This is a genomic window from Bacillus sp. 1NLA3E (assembly GCF_000242895.2).
In the GTDB taxonomy this organism is placed as follows: Bacteria; Bacillota; Bacilli; order Bacillales; family Cytobacillaceae; genus Bacillus_BU.
This window is the reverse complement of record NC_021171.1, coordinates 2,533,538-2,552,223: the sequence shown is the minus strand read 5'-3', so window position 1 is coordinate 2,552,223 and position 18,686 is coordinate 2,533,538. Positions and strand designations below refer to the sequence as shown.

At 35.7% G+C, this 18,686-nt stretch carries 16 protein-coding genes, 4 pseudogenes and 1 other annotated feature (1 of these 21 cut by a window edge); of the genes and pseudogenes, 17 read left to right on the top strand and 3 right to left on the bottom strand.

Annotated features, from left to right (window positions below; genetic code table 11):
* Positions 1 to 339: 339 nt before the first annotated feature.
* The 4 genes from B1NLA3E_RS12110 to B1NLA3E_RS12095 all read left to right on the top strand — a co-directional run bounded on the left by B1NLA3E_RS12110 (position 340) and on the right by B1NLA3E_RS12095 (position 3,144).
* Positions 340 to 1,026 carry a hypothetical protein gene (locus tag B1NLA3E_RS12110; protein WP_015594124.1) on the top strand — a complete coding sequence of 229 codons (687 nt, stop codon included), beginning with the start codon at positions 340 to 342 and terminating at the stop codon, positions 1,024 to 1,026.
* Between the two features lie 65 nt (positions 1,027 to 1,091).
* A complete protein-coding gene (locus tag B1NLA3E_RS12105) occupies positions 1,092 to 1,475 on the top strand; it encodes a hypothetical protein (RefSeq protein ID WP_041581064.1) in 384 nt (127 codons plus the stop codon).
* 813 nt (positions 1,476 to 2,288) lie between these two features.
* Positions 2,289 to 2,804 carry a YkvA family protein gene (locus B1NLA3E_RS12100; RefSeq protein ID WP_015594122.1) on the top strand — a complete coding sequence of 172 codons (516 nt, stop codon included), beginning with the start codon at positions 2,289 to 2,291 and terminating at the stop codon, positions 2,802 to 2,804.
* A 112-nt stretch (positions 2,805 to 2,916) separates the two neighbouring features.
* The gene (locus B1NLA3E_RS12095) at positions 2,917 to 3,144 is read left to right on the top strand and encodes a hypothetical protein (RefSeq protein ID WP_041580492.1); all 228 of its coding nucleotides are present in this window, start codon (positions 2,917 to 2,919) and stop codon (positions 3,142 to 3,144) included.
* Positions 3,145 to 3,452: 308 nt separating this feature from the next.
* On the opposite strand, the pseudogene B1NLA3E_RS12090 reads toward B1NLA3E_RS12095, so the two are convergent.
* Positions 3,453 to 4,813 (bottom strand): annotated as a pseudogene (locus tag B1NLA3E_RS12090) (IS4 family transposase).
* 278 nt (positions 4,814 to 5,091) lie between these two features.
* On the opposite strand from B1NLA3E_RS12090, the gene B1NLA3E_RS12085 reads away from it, so the two are divergent.
* From B1NLA3E_RS12085 to B1NLA3E_RS12070, 4 genes are all read left to right on the top strand, one after another.
* Positions 5,092 to 5,562, top strand: a complete 471-nt coding sequence (locus tag B1NLA3E_RS12085) for a hypothetical protein (protein WP_015594121.1) — start codon at positions 5,092 to 5,094, stop codon at positions 5,560 to 5,562.
* Positions 5,563 to 5,578: 16 nt separating this feature from the next.
* Complete coding sequence (locus B1NLA3E_RS23305; RefSeq protein WP_015594120.1) at positions 5,579 to 6,265, top strand: pentapeptide repeat-containing protein; 687 nt, start codon at positions 5,579 to 5,581, stop codon at positions 6,263 to 6,265.
* Between the two features lie 743 nt (positions 6,266 to 7,008).
* Positions 7,009 to 7,875 (top strand): SDR family oxidoreductase, encoded by an 867-nt coding sequence (locus tag B1NLA3E_RS12075; protein ID WP_015594119.1) that lies wholly within the window; start codon positions 7,009 to 7,011, stop codon positions 7,873 to 7,875.
* 181 nt (positions 7,876 to 8,056) lie between these two features.
* A complete protein-coding gene (locus B1NLA3E_RS12070; RefSeq protein WP_015594118.1) occupies positions 8,057 to 9,865 on the top strand; it encodes a M3 family oligoendopeptidase in 1,809 nt (602 codons plus the stop codon).
* 123 nt (positions 9,866 to 9,988) lie between these two features.
* Here the strand turns inward: B1NLA3E_RS12070 and B1NLA3E_RS25065 are convergent.
* A pseudogene (locus B1NLA3E_RS25065) lies at positions 9,989 to 10,073 on the bottom strand.
* Between the two features lie 159 nt (positions 10,074 to 10,232).
* Here B1NLA3E_RS25065 and B1NLA3E_RS12065 point away from each other — a divergent pair.
* The 7 genes and pseudogenes from B1NLA3E_RS12065 to B1NLA3E_RS23965 form a co-directional block, all read left to right on the top strand.
* Positions 10,233 to 10,886: a hypothetical protein gene (locus B1NLA3E_RS12065; protein ID WP_015594117.1), complete on the top strand. Its 654-nt coding sequence runs from the start codon at positions 10,233 to 10,235 to the stop codon at positions 10,884 to 10,886.
* 366 nt (positions 10,887 to 11,252) lie between these two features.
* A pseudogene (locus B1NLA3E_RS12060) lies at positions 11,253 to 11,583 on the top strand (DUF1904 family protein).
* A gap of 49 nt (positions 11,584 to 11,632) precedes the next feature.
* Positions 11,633 to 12,796 carry a YecA family protein gene (locus B1NLA3E_RS25900; RefSeq protein WP_015594115.1) on the top strand — a complete coding sequence of 388 codons (1,164 nt, stop codon included), beginning with the start codon at positions 11,633 to 11,635 and terminating at the stop codon, positions 12,794 to 12,796.
* A 355-nt stretch (positions 12,797 to 13,151) separates the two neighbouring features.
* Positions 13,152 to 14,264, top strand: coding sequence for a DUF4362 domain-containing protein (locus tag B1NLA3E_RS12045; RefSeq protein WP_015594114.1), 1,113 nt, complete (start codon positions 13,152 to 13,154; stop codon positions 14,262 to 14,264).
* Between the two features lie 107 nt (positions 14,265 to 14,371).
* Positions 14,372 to 14,779, top strand: coding sequence for a nuclear transport factor 2 family protein (locus tag B1NLA3E_RS12040; protein WP_015594113.1), 408 nt, complete (start codon positions 14,372 to 14,374; stop codon positions 14,777 to 14,779).
* 140 nt (positions 14,780 to 14,919) lie between these two features.
* Positions 14,920 to 15,627: a DNA alkylation repair protein gene (locus B1NLA3E_RS12035; RefSeq protein ID WP_015594112.1), complete on the top strand. Its 708-nt coding sequence runs from the start codon at positions 14,920 to 14,922 to the stop codon at positions 15,625 to 15,627.
* Positions 15,627 to 15,740, top strand: a pseudogene (locus B1NLA3E_RS23965) (DUF4256 domain-containing protein); the annotation flags it as partial. The gene B1NLA3E_RS12035 and the pseudogene B1NLA3E_RS23965, both read left to right, overlap by 1 nt.
* Positions 15,741 to 15,817: 77 nt before the next feature.
* Here B1NLA3E_RS23965 and B1NLA3E_RS12030 read toward each other — a convergent pair.
* Positions 15,818 to 16,702, bottom strand: a complete 885-nt coding sequence (locus B1NLA3E_RS12030; RefSeq protein ID WP_015594111.1) for an oxidoreductase — start codon at positions 16,700 to 16,702, stop codon at positions 15,818 to 15,820.
* A 649-nt stretch (positions 16,703 to 17,351) separates the two neighbouring features.
* Here B1NLA3E_RS12030 and B1NLA3E_RS12025 point away from each other — a divergent pair.
* Positions 17,352 to 17,717, top strand: coding sequence for an HsmA family protein (locus B1NLA3E_RS12025; RefSeq protein WP_015594110.1), 366 nt, complete (start codon positions 17,352 to 17,354; stop codon positions 17,715 to 17,717).
* Between the two features lie 439 nt (positions 17,718 to 18,156).
* Positions 18,157 to 18,522 carry a hypothetical protein gene (locus tag B1NLA3E_RS12020; protein WP_015594109.1) on the top strand — a complete coding sequence of 122 codons (366 nt, stop codon included), beginning with the start codon at positions 18,157 to 18,159 and terminating at the stop codon, positions 18,520 to 18,522.
* Positions 18,523 to 18,608: 86 nt separating this feature from the next.
* Positions 18,609 to 18,686 (top strand) — a binding site (T-box leader) (it continues 147 nt past the right edge of the window).

Sequence of the window (18,686 nt, the reverse complement as noted above, 5' to 3'; positions counted from 1 at the left end):
TTTTTACTGGTGATGCATTAGCCTTTCATATTTTTTCAACGGCATTCGTCATAAGAATGTCGTTTTTTTATCAATGAATTGGTAGGATTTTGTAATTTGTGATGGAAGTTAAATATATGAAATAATTAATCTCTGAATTATTGTATTTAATTTCCAAAAATTTGGGGGCATTATATGAAAATTTCTGTTTATAAATGAATCTTTTGAAAACGGTATAGAATTACAGATTTTGATAAATTTAACATTTTATTCTTATGAGTTTCTAATCATCAAAGTTTTTACCTCATTGTTCACATTTTTTCAGATATAAGCGAACAACAAAAAAGGGGGATAACTTTAATGCTAAATTCATTAGAAAGATTAAGATTAGATGTGCAGTCTTTATGCAACTATAATGTTCATCTTATACCATTGGAAAAAGCAGAAGCTTATGGTTTGTTTTCACAGAGCCCCGCTCAAGTTACAAATGAGGGAATCGTTTGGCAGATTTTCATTCTTGAATCCTTATCGAATGAAGAACGCCTAGAAGCCGAAGCACATGAACTAGGCCATTTGTTAGTTTACTATCGGCCACCTGGGCTCATAACAATGGATTCTATAGTGATGTTTGATGAAGACATCCATGTACTGATTTGTCGAATAGATAATGCCATTTCACATAAATTACTTATCGATGAGTTGGAAACTAACTATAACATTAGTAGTGGTTTACACATTCAATTAATGGAGACATCATTAGAGGACATTCGTGCTGAAATTAGGAATTTAGTAGCCAGAAAAAATAATAAACTATTACAAGCCATGGGAGTTTATTTATTTGATATTGCGCGAACAAACATGAATGCTTCAGCGAGAGTTGACCAAAAGCTTCAGTTAAACACAACTGTCAAACATGCTTTTAAGTCAGCGCAGCTTCACTTATCCCAGATTAAATTAGGCCAATCTCAAACCATTCAACACCAATATGTTAATAAATTTATGAAAGCTATCGGTTATCAGGAGGAACTTGATTATTTTTTACTATGAATGAATGCAAAAATACTGCTTTGGTCGAAAAGAATAGAAACGCAAAAATCGAAGGAGAGAAGAAAGTGAACGAATTACAAGTATTTAGTGAATTACATAAATTTATAAATGGCTTAGGTCCAATGGAATTTACCCTCGCTCCAAAAAGTCTAACGTTAGGCTATAAACCTTTTCGATTTGGTGGCAAGAGATCAAAGTTTGCCACGTTATTTGGAGATAAACGTTACAACTGTTTAATCCTTCATGTTGACCCTGGTAATCAAGAATCTACTAAAGGAAAAATGATACAAAAGGAAATTCAACAACTCTTACGTTTTGATATCCAAGAACTACGAAACTTTGTATTAAAAAAACATGAAGTGTATATTCCGTTTGAAGTAATTGATTCTAAAGAAAAGTTTGAACTAGTAAAGAAAATTTTAAGAACACAGTATGAGATTTTAAAGTAATTGACAAGTCGAACAGAAAGAAATGGTCGGAATATCGTAAGAAGTGCAAGAATGGAGCGATCCCCATGAGTACCGGGTAATGACAGGCCGTTTACCACCGCAATCCTAACTGGACATAAGAGTTATAAAGTCATAGTTTGGAGTATCAAAAATGAAAAAAATTTGTTTGAATTTTAATAAGACCGGCCTTACGTAAACTGGACTGATTAAGAGTAACTTTTTTATTACGTAGTAGACTATACTGCGCAGTAAAGTTCTTCATTAATGATTTTTCTGCTCCCTTTGAAAAGGAAAAGAAGCAGATGGTAGGGAATAGATATATTAGAATATAATAGTGAGAGTAGGGATATGGTATGGAATTTGGGGATTTTCTAAGAAAGAATTATCATTTGGGAGATAAATCTGTAAAAGATTATATTAGACGGTGAAACGGGATCCTTAACAAAGGTTTATATAATGGAGAAACAGAGCTTACTCCTTCTTTGATAGCATCTGTTGATAGGGAGTATCCAGAAGACTCTCATTATCGCCTCATACTTAAACAATATATTGAATTCCAAAACATACTGAAACAAAAAAGTTAATAAGGATAAGTGGGAAATGAGTAGGAATAAATCTACTCATTTTTGTTTTTAAGACCAAGAGTATTTGATCGGAGAAGTATATAATCTATAAGGTTAGAAGAGGAAAAAGCAAAATGTAAACAATTTCAACATAGTTATTTGAAATACTAGTTTTTTATATTAAATGATGATAAATGGAAAATTATAGTGTAAAATGTATTTGTAATTTACTAATCCTTGGAGTGATTTCATGTTAAAAAATCTATTTAAGAAGAAAACAGCTCTAGACGAATTATCCTCATCTAATATTGATGAAGTCGATGAAATTGAAATTGAAGAAGAACTAGTTATTGAATTAAAAGATGAAGCAGAAAAACTGAATGCTGAAGATATAAACCAACACGAAGAGCATTTCTCAGAGGAAAAATTTTGGACTAAGGTTCAAAAGTTTTCTAAAAGAGCTGGAACTTCTGTAGTCTACGCCGTTCTATTACTTTATTACACACTTCAAAAGCCAGATGTACCATTAAAAGTTAAAGCAACCATTGTTGGGGCTTTAGGTTACTTTATTTTACCTCTAGATATTATACCCGACTTAGCAGTTGGTGTAGGGTATGCTGATGACTTAAGTGTTGTAATATTCGCTTTAGTTCAAGTAGCTCTATATGTGGATGATGAAATTAAAATGCAAGCCAAAAATAAACTAAAAGATTTATTTGGCGAGAATGTAGATACAACCGAGATTGATAATAAACTAGGTAGATAATGATAATATGAGTCTGTTTCCAAGGTTTTAGGAAACAGACTTAGGGTAAACGAAAAATTGGTATTAATGATTGGATACATAAACATTACCTATACACTACAAGGAGGGAAATATGGTACGATTAACAAGTTCTACGAGGCAAAGAATCTTAGAGCAAAACGAAGGTTTTACTAGGAAGACCTATTCTGAGGAAAGAAATTCCAGAGAAGAAAGAATATACACAATCTCAGGTGGAGTTCTTCATATACGTACTGTAGGAAAAACTTCTTGGGCTGATAGTCATTATGACAAGGAATGGATTGCCAGTGACGATGAAGCACATAGGTTTTTATACAAGTAAAAATGGGAAATGAATCTTGATGGAATAGAATGAAAAAGAACATAAAATAGCGAGGCACTCTACAGAAATACATCGTAGAGTGCCTCGCTTAATTTCGTATTTGACCATTACTGCGCAGCAAAAAGTTTTAATTTTTAGGTAACTTTGTGAAAGAATGTACATAAGCTAAGCCCAACTTACTTCAAAAAGGATACTTTATAATACGATAAATTCATTAGTTCATACTCGGAAAGAAAGTTAACAGAATAAATCAAAGAATATTTGCGAGTTCACATGAAGGAAATAAAATATATGTTATTATTAATAACTCAACTTTCGCAGACTGAAATAGGCAGGTATGCCTTGATATAGTTAGGTAAGCCCGCGATCCATTGTTGTAGTTGACTTTTAATTAACTTTTGAATTTTTTTGTTACTCTCTTTAAGGGTATCTTCAAGAAGCTCGATTAATTGCTGAAGCGCAATTGCCCAATCGAGGTCACTGATTTCATCACAAAGTTCATAAAACATACCGCCTAATGTTCTTTGGTCCGTACTACATCTGTTTTGCCAGGCCAGAACAATATATCGTGCAAAAACTATCGTTGTATGACTAATTAAGGAATCATAGGAACGACCTTGAAACTCCTTTTGGAGTTTTAATAGGGATTTCGTTGTTTTGAAAAACACTTCAATGTCCCATCTCATTCCATAAATTCTGATGATTTCTTGGTCACTTAGCGTACAGTCTGTACTCAGAATCGCTAACCATTCGCTCTTTTTATTACGGTTTTGAACGAATACCATTTTAACTACAACTCCATTGGCTTGGGTAGTATGAATGGAGCGAAGAATCCCTTTTTTCCTTGAATAGGTGCTGCCAAACGATAGAGTTCCTTTAAGCTGACACGCTTATCATCTACAAGGTAACGTTGTTTTAAATTCTTAACCATGCCAATTACATCAAGCCCCTGCTCTTTGATGTTCTTAATAAGTGGTTGATGGGTAAACCAAGTATCCATCAACACATATGAAGCATCAATCCCAGCGTTCAATGCACGTTGAATCATATAAGGAATTTGTTCTGGAGCAGTTTGTAAGGCTTCAAGACGGCGTTTGTAGCCGGTGCTTCTCTTGTCGATTTTACTTGATATTCCGTTAATTTGGCTTGTTTTAGAGCTCAATAAAGAAAAGTCCACAGGAATGAACGTTGCACCATCTGACCAACCAAGGGTAAGCATACGGAAGCCTTTATAAAAGCGCATTTTTTGAGAGGCATGATCAAAACAACGAGCTAGTAATTCGACGGATTTACTACGATTTCGATCATAAGAAGAATCATCTAATACTAGGACCTTCGGTCTTTCATGATTCGAGAGTTTCGTTACTTTTCCAATTGTGTGAACGCTAAGAAACAGTAAAAATCTACGCCACGCAAAGGTGGACTGATTCAAGAAACGATAGACGGAGTCCTTAGCAGGAAAATCGGCAGATTTTCTACTTTCAAGCGTCCGATACCAATTCTTATTTTCAAAGATCAAACAAAAAATTAATTGAAAAAGATAACCACAAGAAAAGCCCAGAGACTTTGTAATACCAGCTTTTCTTAGATGCTTTAGTACTTGTAATTCTTTAAATGTGGATGTTAGTTCATTTGGTAGTTGCTTATTTTGACCATTATTCGATATCATATAGGAGGCACCTCTTCTGTATGGTATTGTGATTCTCGACAAATCAACTATACCAAACGAAGAGGTGCTTTTTCATGCCTATATTTAAGGGCAAGTACTTTATTTCAACAACTCCGAGCTTTACAGACATTTAAGCTTAGCACATTTTTCTAGGTGCGAAAGTTGAGTTAATAATAAATGTTAAATATTTACTTGGATAATGATATTAAGGTATCTTAAAAGGTTAGTGGCATATCCCTTAATATCTGTAGATAAAAATCTTTTGAGTGGGGTTTTAAATGTTGCAAGAAATACTTGTTCAACCATATTTGGTTCCGAATTGTAATTCTATATCAACACTTCCAATCAGATTAACTTCAGATTGGAAAATCATTTCAAGTGCATTAAATGCTTTTACGATAGATGAGGCAGATGAAATTCTAACTTTAGTTGATAAGCTAATTGATGAAGCTACATGGAATAAGGTAATGGAAGGCTGTAATTATAAAGCCCATCAAAAAGCTGTATCGTTACCTATGATTAAAAGATATGTACAAATGATATTAGATGGAAAGTTCCCTCCACCAGATATAAAAGTTGATGATGGAGTAATTATTAAGGGGCACCACCGATATGTTGCGGCTAGAATCGTTGGGTGGGAGGATGATTTAAACGAAAGGCCATGCAATAATGTAAAGAAAGAGCAATATATACGTGAGTGGTCGGAAGTAAATGTGGATACGACTGAGTGGGATCGCGATTTTATTTGAGAAGGAGGGGGTTTTTATGTTTATTCAAAGAATCGCAAATGAACCCTTAGAAATTGAAGTAGAATCCTTGAGAGCAGCTATATTGGATGGCTTAGATTTGCACAGGGTTATGTTAAATGAATATGATTTAAGGGGCACAAGTTTTAGATATACAAACTTACGAGGAGCTGATTTATCCTCAGCAAATCTATATGGTTGCGATTTAACGGGAGCTTATCTAATGGTTGCGATATTAGAAAGGGTTAATTTAAAAGGTGCCAATCTGAGGAATGCAAAATTAAATGGTGCTGATTTAATTTCTTCGGACCTGTCAGGGGCTGATTTAACAGAAGCAGACATCTGGAAGGCAGATTTTAGTGGAGCAAATTTGTCTAACGCTAACATGAGTTGCTTAAGAATTAACGAAGCGAATTTCAAAGGAGCGTTTTATAATAAAAATACAAAATGGCCAGAGGGTTTTAATCCAGAAAGGATAGGTGCAATCCTAACCGTTCAGGAAGATATGGGGATTACAATCAAAATTAGACAAGAAGATATTCCGAATATTTTAAAGGTAAAGGGTAACTTGAGTCCTTTAAAACTTCCTAGTGGTTTTAAAAAGGCAAAATTAGAATTGGATGATTCTCGTATCTTAGAATTTGAAGATATATCAAAATTATTTAAGGTAATAAACAAGATGTTTAATAATGAAAAGATACAATAGAAATTTTAGTTTTTTGGACCTTTTGGTCATCCATGGTGTCCATTTTTAATACAACAAGTAACTAGAAAAACAGGTGTATTATATATGTGCATAATGGTTTGTGGAGAAGCGACTTAAACGGACCCTTATGTTGAATAAGAATGTAAAAAACCAACATAGTAATTTGCTGCGCAGTACAACCATACTATGCAATAGAAGATGATAGTCAACAATCCGATGCGATTGAGAGATAAGCCTAATTCCTCGGTAAAATTGGAGGATTAGGCTTTTCTAATTCAATATCTCTAAAGTTTTTCTATTGGTAAATACGTTGACAGCAAGTGGTAAATTCAGTGGCAACTGTGCGTACAAAACATGGCAGAAGTGGTACATTCTTATGGCTGTAATCGATCAAACGGCTTAGGTCTACTATGATAAAGTTGGAAATTTAGAGTATTGGTGTGATTGTGCTGAGTAAATTGTAATCAGAAATAATTATAAAGATTTATTTGAAGATTCCAGATTTGTATTAATTGCATTCAATAACCCTTTTTTACTCTAAATGCCAAAAACGAATCAATCGAAGAATAATTTTCGTCTTCGTTTTCGATCGTTGGATTTTTTTACTTTCATTAACTTTTTTGGAGGTTGTTTGCGAATCCATTTTATAAACCTGCAAATATTACTCGGATTTGATTCCTCCTAATAATTTAAAGCTTTATTCCAAAAACTAACAAGTGAAATGATCACTTGGAGGTATTTGTATGAATCAAAATCAAAAGAAGTCAACTTTTCCCCCTCAGCATCAAAACAAGCAGCCTGGAGTTGAAACGGAAATGAATCCCCGTCCAACATCATTAATTCCTACATACAAGGCTGGCGGAAAACTATCTGGTAAAAAGGCGATTATTACAGGAGGAGACAGCGGAATTGGGAAGGCTGTTGCGCTTCTTTTTGCAAAAGAAGGGGCAGATGTTGCCGTTGTCTATTTGGAAGAACATGATGATGCCGGTGAAACGAAACAGCTTATTGAAGCGGAAGGGCGCAAATGCCTGCTGTATCCCGGTGATATTGGCAATGAAGATTTTTGTAAAAGTACCATTGACAAAATACTGCAAGAGTTCGGTAGTCTGGATATTCTTGTTAATAATGCGGCTGAGCAGCATCCACAGAACAGCCTGTTAAATATCACTTCTGCACAATTGGAGAAAACGTTCAGAACTAATATTTTTTCATATTTCTACATGTCCAAAATAGCATTACCACATTTAAAAAAAGGAGCTTCCATCATTAATACAGCCTCGATTACAGCCTACCATGGCCATGAACAGCTAATTGACTATTCGGCAACAAAGGGGGCCATCGTTTCCTTTACTCGTTCACTGGCATTGTCGCTTGCTGCCCAGGGAATCCGGGTAAATGCTGTAGCACCGGGACCGATTTGGACACCATTGATACCATCCACTTTTACAGCAGATCAAGTTGCCACTTTTGGCTCGGACACACCAATGGGAAGAGCAGGACAACCGTATGAGCTGGCACCTGCTTATGTTTATTTGGCCTCGGATGATTCGAGTTACGTAAGTGGACAAACCATCCATGTCAATGGTGGTACCATTGTTGGCGGATAGGTTGCTATTGCCAATCAAAAAGGGGATCGCCTCCATATTCTTCTATTACTCTTTTAACAATAATCAAGAAATAGGGCATTAAGGGAAGTACATGCTACAATAAAAAAAGAAGCAAATTTCCTGTTTTAAAGTAGCCAAAAAATTAAATAATTATCTGAAGATGAAAGGAGCCCACCACTAAATGAAATATCAAGATACTTGGGATTTAGATGCCATTTTCCCCGGAGGTACGAAATCACCGGAATTACAAACAAAATTACAAACTATTCAGCAGGAAATCCAAGAATATCAAACCTTAATTCAGGAGTGGAACTTTGAAGCATCCAAGTCTGCGGAACCATTAAAGGCTATTTTAGCGAAACAAGAAACGGTTGGAAAAGGTTTAGGTCAAGCGGGAACCTTTGTACATATGTATCATGATGCCTACATGAATGATGAACATGCGAATGTTGTAATGGGTCAAGTTATGGACTTGTCAGGTGAGGTGGAAAAACTCTCTACTACATTTACCAAAAAACTGGTTGCAGTTGCTGATGAAGACTGGCAAAAGCTATTACAAGATCACGAATTACAAGGAATTTCCTTTTCCTTAAATGAAATACGTGATAAAGGGAAACGACTGTTATCGGAGGAAGAAGAGAAAATCCTTACAGAGTTAAATAAAGATGGTCTAACGGCCTGGAGTCGATTATATGGTACCACGGTATCGATTATGACGATCCCATTTTCAGATAAAGAGGGAAATACAACGGACTATTCTGTTGGTCAGGCGATGAACCGGATGTATGCAGATCCCGACCCTGAGGTCAGAAAACAGCTTTTTGAGAATTGGGAAGCAGCCTGGACCAAATTTGCACCTATTTTTGCTGATACGTTGAATCATTTAGATGGCTACCGGCTTACGCTGCAAAAAGCTCACAGCCGGGAACACTACCTTGAGGAGCCATTAGAGTATAACCGTATGTCTAAAGAAACGCTCGATGCGATGTGGACAGCGGTCGCTAACCGTAAACAACCTTTCATTGATTTTTTAAATCAAAAGGCAAAAATTCTGGGAATGGAAAAATTAGGCTGGCAGGATGTCGACGCTCCTGTTGCGTTTGGAGAAATGGAGCCACCGAGTTTTACCTATGATGAAGCCTGTGATTTTATCATTGAAAACTTTGCCACTTTTGGAGCTGAAATATCAGCCTTTGCCAAACATGCCTTAGAGAATCGCTGGGTGGAGGCGGAGGATCGTCCAAATAAGCGACCAGGCGGTTATTGTACCGGACTTCCTGAATTTGAGGAATCACGAATTTTTATGACATTTACTGGTTCTCCGTCTGATGCCAGTACCTTAGCTCATGAATTAGGTCATGCTTTTCATAGTCATGTAATGAGGGATTTACCTACATTAAACCGCAGATATGCGATGAATGTTGCCGAAACGGCGAGTACCTTTGCAGAGACCATTATCGGTAATGCAACCGTAGCCAAAGCAAAAACGAAAGAAGAAAAAATCACGCTATTAAATGCCAAAATGGGCAATGCAGTTGCTATGTTTTTAAATATACATGCCCGTTTCCTCTTTGAAGATAAGTTATATGAAGAACGTTCAAAAGGGATTGTGTCGGAGCAAAGATTGAACGAGTTAATGGTTAATGCCCAGAAAGAAGCGTATTGTGATAGCTTGTCCAGTTACCATCCTCATTTCTGGTGCAGCAAATTACACTTCTTTATCGATGACGTACCATTTTACAATTTCCCATATACATTTGGCTTTTTATTCAGCTTAGGAATCTATGCTGAATCCCTTAAAAATCCAGAAGGATTCGAAAGGAAATATATTGCTTTACTGCGTGACACGGGTTCGATGAAGGTAGAAGATTTAGCCATGAAACATTTAGGAGTGGACCTCACGAAACCGGGTTTTTGGGAGGCTGGGATAAAATTAATGGAAAGCGATGCAGTGGAATTTATCCAATTAACGAATGAACGATTAAGTTAAACTAATAGGGGAAGTTAGCTCGGAAATGTGATAAAATGAAATTCCTTGGCAGGGGCAATATCAGAACAGATAAGAAGCAGTGACCTCATTACTCGAGGCCACTGCTCCTTATCTTTTTATAATGGGACTTGATGGGATTCCAACCCACAAAATACATAACAGTTTACGTTGTAACTGCTAGTTGCTCTAAGCATTGAGCTACAAGTCCCTGACTATAGTATGTGCAGTTGTTTCAGTGCAATTCATTCATTTTTCTATTCCAAGTCAGCAACTAAAAAAGTGCCAGGCACCATCCAAGTGTAACCCAAATTGAAATAATTTTAACAAAAATAGATGATTTAAATAATTCTTCTAGGAGCCAACTCTAATGGATATGAAAGAAAAATCACTAATCAGTTATTACGGTAGAAAATTTAATAACAGCACCTTTGATGAAAAGGATGTTTTGTCATTTTTGGTTTTAATCAAAAAGTACTACAAAGATATACCTTCCATCCATGAGCTGGGGGAAATGGCTACAAAGCGAGAGCAATATCAGGGTTTAATTACTGATTACATATTCGAGACCAGAAGGAAGTTTACCAGCATTGGTCAAACAAAAGCAGCTTTACGGATCCATGATGTTTTTCCTTTTAAGGAAATTAGAAATGGTTTTAATAAAATTATGGCAGATTTTCATCTGATAGAATTAACGAATGAGAAAATCAATGACTTCGTTACCTGTCTAATTTCTATCCTTCAACAAGTAAAAATTATTGATGAAAATAATAAGGAAATTGGTAAACTATTTTTTGCCATCTCGGAAAAACAGGTAATCTTGATGGTGGAAATAGAGGTTTCTCAGAATCTATTAAAGAAAACGAACGTGGTTTTTCCTGTCCTGACCGCAAATAACAATTACACTAAGATTAAAAAGCAAGATCGCTATGACACACCTTATCTTTTTGGGGATGAAGTGGTTGAAGTTACAAATCAGGATGGAAAGCTGGAACTTATTTTTACAGAATTAGTTGGAAAGTAATTGAATGGTAAATAATTGTTCTAACTCCTCTAGCAAGGGAGTGGACAATGGACAAGGAATTCTGAAATTCGACTGGAACAATCCAAAAAATAGGATAGTGCAGTCACCTTTTGTTTGGGCGTGATTCCCCTGTAATGAAAGATGTTATATTGAGATTCCTATCTTTTGTCATTGATCCAAACAGAAGGAAAACTTAAAGTGGTTGGGGATATTGAGTGGAGCAGAGGACAGCTAAGGAAAATCTCGAACAGTTGGTACTCTGCGGGGATAAGTGCAAACTTGACTTGTTCTACAGGCCAATAAAAACATATGATAGTTTATGGCACGAATTTAAGTAAAACCAATAGAAACCAGGAGGAGCAAATAATGCCTCAGTTAATTTTCAAAGGGATATCGGTTAATCAAGTAAAATCAATTAGTTCTGGTTTAGTCGTTGAGCTGGCCAAACTTTGCGAATGTGAAGTTGATAAATTTCAGTTTGGAAGTACCACAGTCTATTTTTATTTTTAATGAAATTGAAGTATCCTCATTCCCATTTATCGAAGTGAAATGGTTTGATCGTGGACAAGAAATTCAAGATCAATTTGCCAACATCATCACAAAACATATACATTCGTTGGACATTCCAGAGGTGGAAGTGGCCTTTACTGTATTTCCTGAAACGGCTTATTATTTGAACGGGAAACATTTTGGTTAATCATTAAGTTAATAAATAAGCATCAATAATCGAAGGAAGGACGCTCAACATGTCATTTTTAGAGAAAATCAAACCACATCTTACTAGCAAGGACTTTTTAATTCAAGAAACAGTGCTCCATGCCATCCACGATTATCCGTTCCTACCGGAGGAATGGACAGTTCAGCTTTTGAAAGAAGCTTTTCTAAACGAAGAAAAGCAACCGTCCATTCTTATTTACATTAGTAACCAACCGCTTAGTGAAGAGGCCGTTACTGTAATCAGTGAAAATATCCCACAGATGGATAAGACTAATATACATTTAGCGCTAAGTTTATTTGATGGAATTGACCCTGAACTGGCTCTTAAACATAGGGAGACGTTGGCAGCTTATATTAATAAGGATATGTGGCCAATATATGAGCTTACCGTAAACGGTACAGAAGACGAAGTATACACAGAATATGGAAAGTCATTAGAATCTCTAGAACGAGCAGATTCTTACCAGCACGAAATATACATAAAAGCCAAAAGATTGGCAGCCTGTATTGTTCAAAATGGCTGGATTACAGAGGACGAAATCGATATTATTCTTCAAGAGGAGCTCAAAGAAGAATGGTTTTCATTTAATGGTACCTTGACGGTTTATATGATTGGTTTATTAAAAATAGACAAGTATATCCCAGTACTTGCGAGCTTATTAGATCGGGATGATGATATCCTTTTGGAAGAAGTCTCTGCAGCTTTGATTGGATTTCAAACAGATGAAGTGGTGAAAGCAGTTGAACCATATTTAATGAAAGAGGATTCCATTATTTTTGCTTCATCTATTGTGGAAAATACTAAATCGGAACTTGCTGTTCAAGTTTTACGGGATGCCTATCATGAAGCTGGAGAACTAGAAGATCAAGATTTGCTTTTTGAAGCGTTGTGTCATCAACTCTCAGAAGCGGCGATCCCTGAAATTAGCGGCCATATGAATAAAGAGTATTTCTCGAGCATGATAGAAATCGAGCAAACGGTATATGGTTACTATTCTATATTAGGTTTGCCCCACCCTGACTTGGAGCTTTGGCGACAAGCAGCAATGGAAACAGAAATGCATTTTAGAAATGAAAGCCAACAAAAAGGCTATTTCTATACTCCTCCAATTAAGAGCGAACCAAAAATTGGCCGGAATGATCCCTGTCCATGCGGCAGTGGGAAAAAATACAAAAAGTGTTGTGGGAAATAGAGTGTCTTATTTGTGAAGCACCATTCAAATGAATGGTGTTTTTTCTGTAATTTTTTTAAAAAAAGTATTTTAGCTAGAGGTTGGAGTCGCAATTTATGAAATTAACCTATTCGTCCGAAAATGGCACCTTTCAACTTTACCCGAAGACCATGCTGCCATTTTTGGTGGCGTTTTTATTGACGCAAGAAGGCAATGTAGTTGGATACGCAACATTATTCTTATTTTCCAAAAGGCAAAGTTACTCTATTTGCAAAGAAGGACAAAGAACTAGTTTGTTGAATTAATAAGTGATCAATATAAAAACAGAGACTAGAAATAAATATTTTCTAACATAACATCTGAAAGAGGTTAATGTATGAAAATCCTAAAACAAAGTTTAATGATGATTGTGATTTACTCTTTACTTATAGGTTGTCAAAACGAAAAAAATGAGCCCGTTTCTAGGGGAAATGGAAATGAAAATGCGGAAAATACAGTTGCCGAAAATGGTGAAGTCATAAATAAACACGGAAGCATTGAAGGACTTGAAAGGATGGATCAATTTTTTGAGGATTTTACCAAAAAGATAAACTCAAAGTTAAGAGTGGTTCACTATACAATTGAAGGCGACCCGATCATTAAGGATTTAACTTACGACGGAAAAACAATAACGGTTAAACATGATACAACCGCGGATCAGTTTGGTAGCGGAAGCATCACAACCTATTCTTGCAAAAAATTGTATAAAGAGGTTAATCCGACAAATGTCTCTTATGTCGCCTCTGAATGTCAGGGGAATGAGTTAGGTGTGGATGAAATCTTATTTGTTGGATATGACATGAAACAGCAAGATTTGTTTGAAATCCAGTTAAAGTATGGAAAAGACTTAGAAAATGAAATCAATACAATAGATAAAAAATTAACAAAGGTTTTAAGCAAAGACGAAACAAGAGGTATAAGTGATTTTGATTTATCTTCTTCTATTAAACAGGAAATATATAAAAGACTAGTATTAGCTAATTATTTAGATGAGCAGTCATTAGAGAATCGCTGCAAAGAAAAAGATAAGATGAAATACAATTTAAAAGTTAGAATAAATGGAGCGAGTCGAGAATATAACTGGGATGCATGTAATGACAGCGAAGAAGGGAAGAAGATGATGGACATAGCCCAGTTTATCATCAAGTCTTCAGAGAATAGTAAGGGTACGAATTCAGAAGAAATTCAGGGGTATGTTCTGGATATAAAGGAAAATGAAATATTAGTGGCCCAGGATATGACGGCTTTCTTTTATCAGCTAATAAAAGATACACCAATAAGTGAATTAATCGAGGGTTATAATGTAAGACTTATATATTTAAGAGGATTGTCCTCAGGGGAATATAAAAAAGGTGATAAAATTTCCGCCTTAATCAATGGTGAAATGAATGAGGAGTCAAAACCAGCAACAGCCATTGTAAAAGAAATAAATAAAATAAATATAAATTAAACCTATTGTGGTTAAGGTATCCTAAGGAGTACCAAGTATGCTGAGGGAACCCAAAGTATTTTTAAAGATTCCTTTATTTTAATTATATTAGCTACTCAAATGGAAGGATGATTGAGATGGATTCGGAACAGAAATATACATCATCTTATACTCTTAAAGATCAAGCAATATCGTTTCTAGAACTTGTAGCAGCGGGGGAAGTTCGAAAAGCCTATCAGAATCATGTAGGTCCTAACTTTCGTCACCACAATCCATTTTTTCCTGGCGATGCAGATTCGCTCATGCTAGCGATGGAAGAGAATGCAGCTAAGAACCCTGACAAGATTCTTGTTGTCCAGCATGCTATTGAAGAGGGAGAGGTTGTTGCTGTTCACTCCCATGTGAAACAGAATCCCGGGGATTTTGGAGTGGCTGTGGTCCATATTTTCCTCTTCAAGGATGACCGAATTGTAGAATTGTGGGATATAGGTCAATCCATACCTGAAAATTCTCCTAACCAGAATGGTATGTTTTAGGGTGAAATCATGAACTTTTGGCTGCTAATAACGGTTATTAGACAAACATGAGTTTCTAATCCCATAGTTATTCGCTCGATTAAGCAAATTAACTTGATGTTACGATGAAAAGGGTATAAATGCGAAGGATGTGTAAAAAGATGGATTTCGAAACAGTTATGCAGGAACTAGAAGCACTCGGCAGTGAACGAAATAAAAAGATATATATAAGCAATGGCGCACATGAGCCAATTTTTGGTGTGGCTACAGGGAAAATGAAGCCGATTGCTAAGAAAATAAAGAAAAATCAACCCTTAGCTGAGCAGCTTTACGCTACCGGTAACTACGATGCCATGTACTTTGCCGGAATCATTGCCGACCCAAAGGCAATGACTGAAGCGGATTTTGAGCGTTGGATCGATGGAGCATATTTTTATATGCTGTCCGATTTTGTCGTGTCAGTGACTTTGGCAGAAACCGATATTGCACAAGCTGTTGCTGATAAATGGATTGCAAGCGGTGAAGAACTTAGAATGTCTGCAGGCTGGAGTTGCTACTGCTGGCTTTTGGGTAATCGCCCTGACGTTGAATTTTCCGAAAGTAAGTTAGCCAATATGCTTGACCAGGTTAAAGAAACGATTCACGAATCTCCAGACCGGACGAAATCCGCTATGACCAATTTTATCTACACGGTTGCGATTTCATATTTGCCACTCCATGATAAGGCGGTCGAAACCGCTAAGGCAGTAGGCCCAGTTGAAATCAAACGGGACAATAAAAAAAGCACTATCGTCCGTGTTTCCGAAAATATTCAGAGAGAACTTGATAGAGGAAAGCTTGGATTTAAACGCAAGTATGTAAGATGCTAAAACTCGGTGGGGCCATCTTTTGTGATCGTCGCTACGACACTGTCTTTGTGTACCACAATGGAGCAGAATCCTACTATGCTACCAGAGGGTTCCTTGGTTCGCTAAGGGTCTAAATTTGGGTGTGATAATAGAGCCTAATCCTTTAAAAGATTAGGCTCTTTAGTGTATAGCTGCAACTCCATTTTTTCTATTAAAGATTAAATTTAACTGAGGTGGATTGCTCCGAAACATCCCATAACTTCTGCATTGTTTCTTTGTTATAGACTTTTGGGAGAGGTGTTTCGATTGTCGGGTTCCCTTTACGATTTCCAGCACCATCCGGGCCTATATATTCGCTACCTACTAATTTTGGGTCTGTTGCTGCCATTATAGTAGGTAATGCTCCTTTTTCAGCCGGTTGCGCAATCAGTTTAATTATTGGCTTAATATACCAAGGTGCTTTTTCTTTTCCAATTCTAAAAAGATTGGTAGCCGATATCCCTGGATGTGCAGCTAAGCTTATTGTTTTATAGCCATTCCGCTTTAAACGTTCATCTAGCTCTTTGGCAAATAAAAGGTTTGCTAACTTACTTTGGCTATAAAACTTCATTGCTTTATAGCCTTTTGAACCATCCAAATTATTAAAATCAATCACTCCATTTCGATGGGCGATGGAACTTAGGGTAACGACACGAGGGTGCTCTCCTTTTTCTAATAAAGGGAGCAATAAACCTGTTAAGGCAAAATGTCCTAAATGATTGCAGCCGAATTGAAGTTCAAATCCTTCCTCCGTTCGTGAAAATGGTGGAATCATAACTCCAGCATTATTAATCAATAAATCTATTGAATTGTATTTTTGGGAAAATGCTTCTGCAAACTGATAAACGCTTTTTAATTTTGCTAAATCTAGATAAAGAACATCTATTTTCCCGTCAGGAAATAACCCTAGTAACTCTTTCTTTGAAATTTCTCCTTTATTTACATCTCTCACGGCCATGACCACTAGATTTCCCGTGCTTACAAAATATTTGGCCGTTTCAAGTCCAAGTCCACTATTCGCGCCTGTAATAACAACTATTTTACTAGATATATCCATTCACTCCTTTATATTATCGTGAGCTTATATCCTAATTCTTGGTTTTTTCGTATTTTTATAGCGAGATATTAGATATACTTTTTAAGCATAATCCTTCGGCTAAAACTTTTCTACTATAACAACTAAGAAATCTAATTTAGTCCCATCACCATTGTTTGTGATTAAGGGGAAATTCTGGCAATAATGCCGATTCCTGAAGATGAGATGGAAGTAAGACTCTTAGAAATTAATTTTGTTTAAAAAATAGAGGAAAAAAGAAGGGTTGCGTTTCCAATCGTAAAACGTGAATTTACATAAAAAAATGTTTATTAAATTGCTCCGAAAGATTGGTCTTAGCTAAGCTAGGTTATAAACGGACATGTTGTCCGTTTGGCATAAAAAAACAACTGTTTTTTGAAATCTATTCTTTGATTTTTAAGGTAGGACCTTTGTGGTTGGATCAAGATTCGAGGAACATCGGTTTTTAGATATGGAATAAACATGTGATCGTTATTGACATTATGGATATGGTTTTTCCATCTGACCGTTTCTGTACCATAAATAAATTAAGAAAAATTTAAGATAAATTTAATTTGGATTTACAATTAATCACCGAAAATAATATACATACAGATCGAAAGCATATACAGAATGAGAGGAGAAATACACTGTGCTTCCTTATGCAATCATTACGATAAATTTGGCTTTTGTATTTTACACGATTGGCGTTTGGAGTGAAAAAAAGCAGGGCACCCTGAAAAAATGGCACTTATTAATTTTTTGGTTAGGGCTTTTGTTTGATACCATCGGAACAACGTTGATGAGTATCAATGAAAGTGGCTTTGTATTCAATTTACATGGAATTACCGGAGTACTTGCGATTTTTTTAATGTTATTTCATGTTGTTTGGGCATCAATTGTGATCATTGCAAACAAAAGAGATGCTAAGCTACATTTTCATAAACTAAGTATACTTGTTTGGGTGATTTGGATTATTCCATTTTTTACTGGAGCTATTATGGGTATGAGTGCATAGTTTTGGCTTTTATAAAATGAAAATAAGTGTTAAGTAGCTTGAAGATGATTCCTATTAGGGATCATCTATTTTTAGTTCCATTGATATCGATAATTGTTATACGGCGTCACTGTTCCTCTTTTGTTGTTGCACTCGTGTTATTTTTGATTATACCTATGGCGAGCAGGAGGACGGGAAAAAAAACAAAACTTTTTAGGTTTGGTAAATATCTAAGAGGCGATCGAAAACCTTATGAACCGTTCCCCTCTTAAATATGGTTATGTTTTACGTAATGGTCCCAGGGTATTTATTGGCTAGGATTTACCTATAGGGGAAAAATTGAAAATGATGTAGTTTTTTAAAGGTTTTGAAGTTATGCAATGGTTGGTGTCATTATAACGTGTTAAAACATACAATCTTCTTAGTGATGTGTAGATTTTAACATTAAGGAGATGATGAAATGAACTTCGAGATGGAAAAAGCAAAAATGTTGGCTAAAAATATTCATGATTTTATAAAATATGTTGGTAAAAGTCATAAAAATAGCAACAGTATTGGTTTAAATACAGATAAATTTTATCAAATAAAACTTTGGATTGAGGAGTTTAAGTTTCAAATAATAGCAGATGAACTTCTGAGAATTAATAAGTTTGAATGGGATGAAAAGTACACTTATTTATTAGTTGATAGATTTAAACAAGGGATCAATATTATTGATGAGTACGTAAAAAATAACTACAATGATTTATTTATCGTTTCGGCTAGACTTTACACATTAAAGAACCTTTGCTTGTCATTAAATAAACTCGAGCCTAACACGCCCTAACAACAAACTTTTACGACTTAATAAATGGAAAAAGCAGGTTGACTGATGTAGTAACAAATAATAAAATAGAGAAAATTCAAAATTAGGCAAACACCTTGATTGGGAGTATTAAGGAATCATTTATTGTTTAGAGAGCTGTCGGTTGGTGAAAGACAGTCGATAAA

Excerpts from the sequence above, each read along its gene's own strand:
- B1NLA3E_RS12110 (WP_015594124.1), top strand. The coding sequence starts at position 340 with ATGCTAAATTCATTAGAAAGATTAAGATTAGATGTGCAGTCTTTATGC.
- B1NLA3E_RS12100 (WP_015594122.1), top strand. The coding sequence starts at position 2,289 with ATGTTAAAAAATCTATTTAAGAAGAAAACAGCTCTAGACGAATTATCC.
- B1NLA3E_RS12095 (WP_041580492.1), top strand. The coding sequence starts at position 2,917 with ATGGTACGATTAACAAGTTCTACGAGGCAAAGAATCTTAGAGCAAAAC.
- B1NLA3E_RS12085 (WP_015594121.1), top strand. The coding sequence starts at position 5,092 with ATGTTGCAAGAAATACTTGTTCAACCATATTTGGTTCCGAATTGTAAT.
- B1NLA3E_RS23305 (WP_015594120.1), top strand. The coding sequence starts at position 5,579 with ATGTTTATTCAAAGAATCGCAAATGAACCCTTAGAAATTGAAGTAGAA.
- B1NLA3E_RS12075 (WP_015594119.1), top strand. The coding sequence starts at position 7,009 with ATGAATCAAAATCAAAAGAAGTCAACTTTTCCCCCTCAGCATCAAAAC.
- B1NLA3E_RS12070 (WP_015594118.1), top strand. The coding sequence starts at position 8,057 with ATGAAATATCAAGATACTTGGGATTTAGATGCCATTTTCCCCGGAGGT.
- B1NLA3E_RS12065 (WP_015594117.1), top strand. The coding sequence starts at position 10,233 with ATGGATATGAAAGAAAAATCACTAATCAGTTATTACGGTAGAAAATTT.
- B1NLA3E_RS25900 (WP_015594115.1), top strand. The coding sequence starts at position 11,633 with ATGTCATTTTTAGAGAAAATCAAACCACATCTTACTAGCAAGGACTTT.
- B1NLA3E_RS12045 (WP_015594114.1), top strand. The coding sequence starts at position 13,152 with ATGAAAATCCTAAAACAAAGTTTAATGATGATTGTGATTTACTCTTTA.
- B1NLA3E_RS12040 (WP_015594113.1), top strand. The coding sequence starts at position 14,372 with ATGATTGAGATGGATTCGGAACAGAAATATACATCATCTTATACTCTT.
- B1NLA3E_RS12035 (WP_015594112.1), top strand. The coding sequence starts at position 14,920 with ATGGATTTCGAAACAGTTATGCAGGAACTAGAAGCACTCGGCAGTGAA.
- B1NLA3E_RS12030 (WP_015594111.1), bottom strand. The coding sequence starts at position 16,702 with ATGGATATATCTAGTAAAATAGTTGTTATTACAGGCGCGAATAGTGGA.
- B1NLA3E_RS12020 (WP_015594109.1), top strand. The coding sequence starts at position 18,157 with ATGAACTTCGAGATGGAAAAAGCAAAAATGTTGGCTAAAAATATTCAT.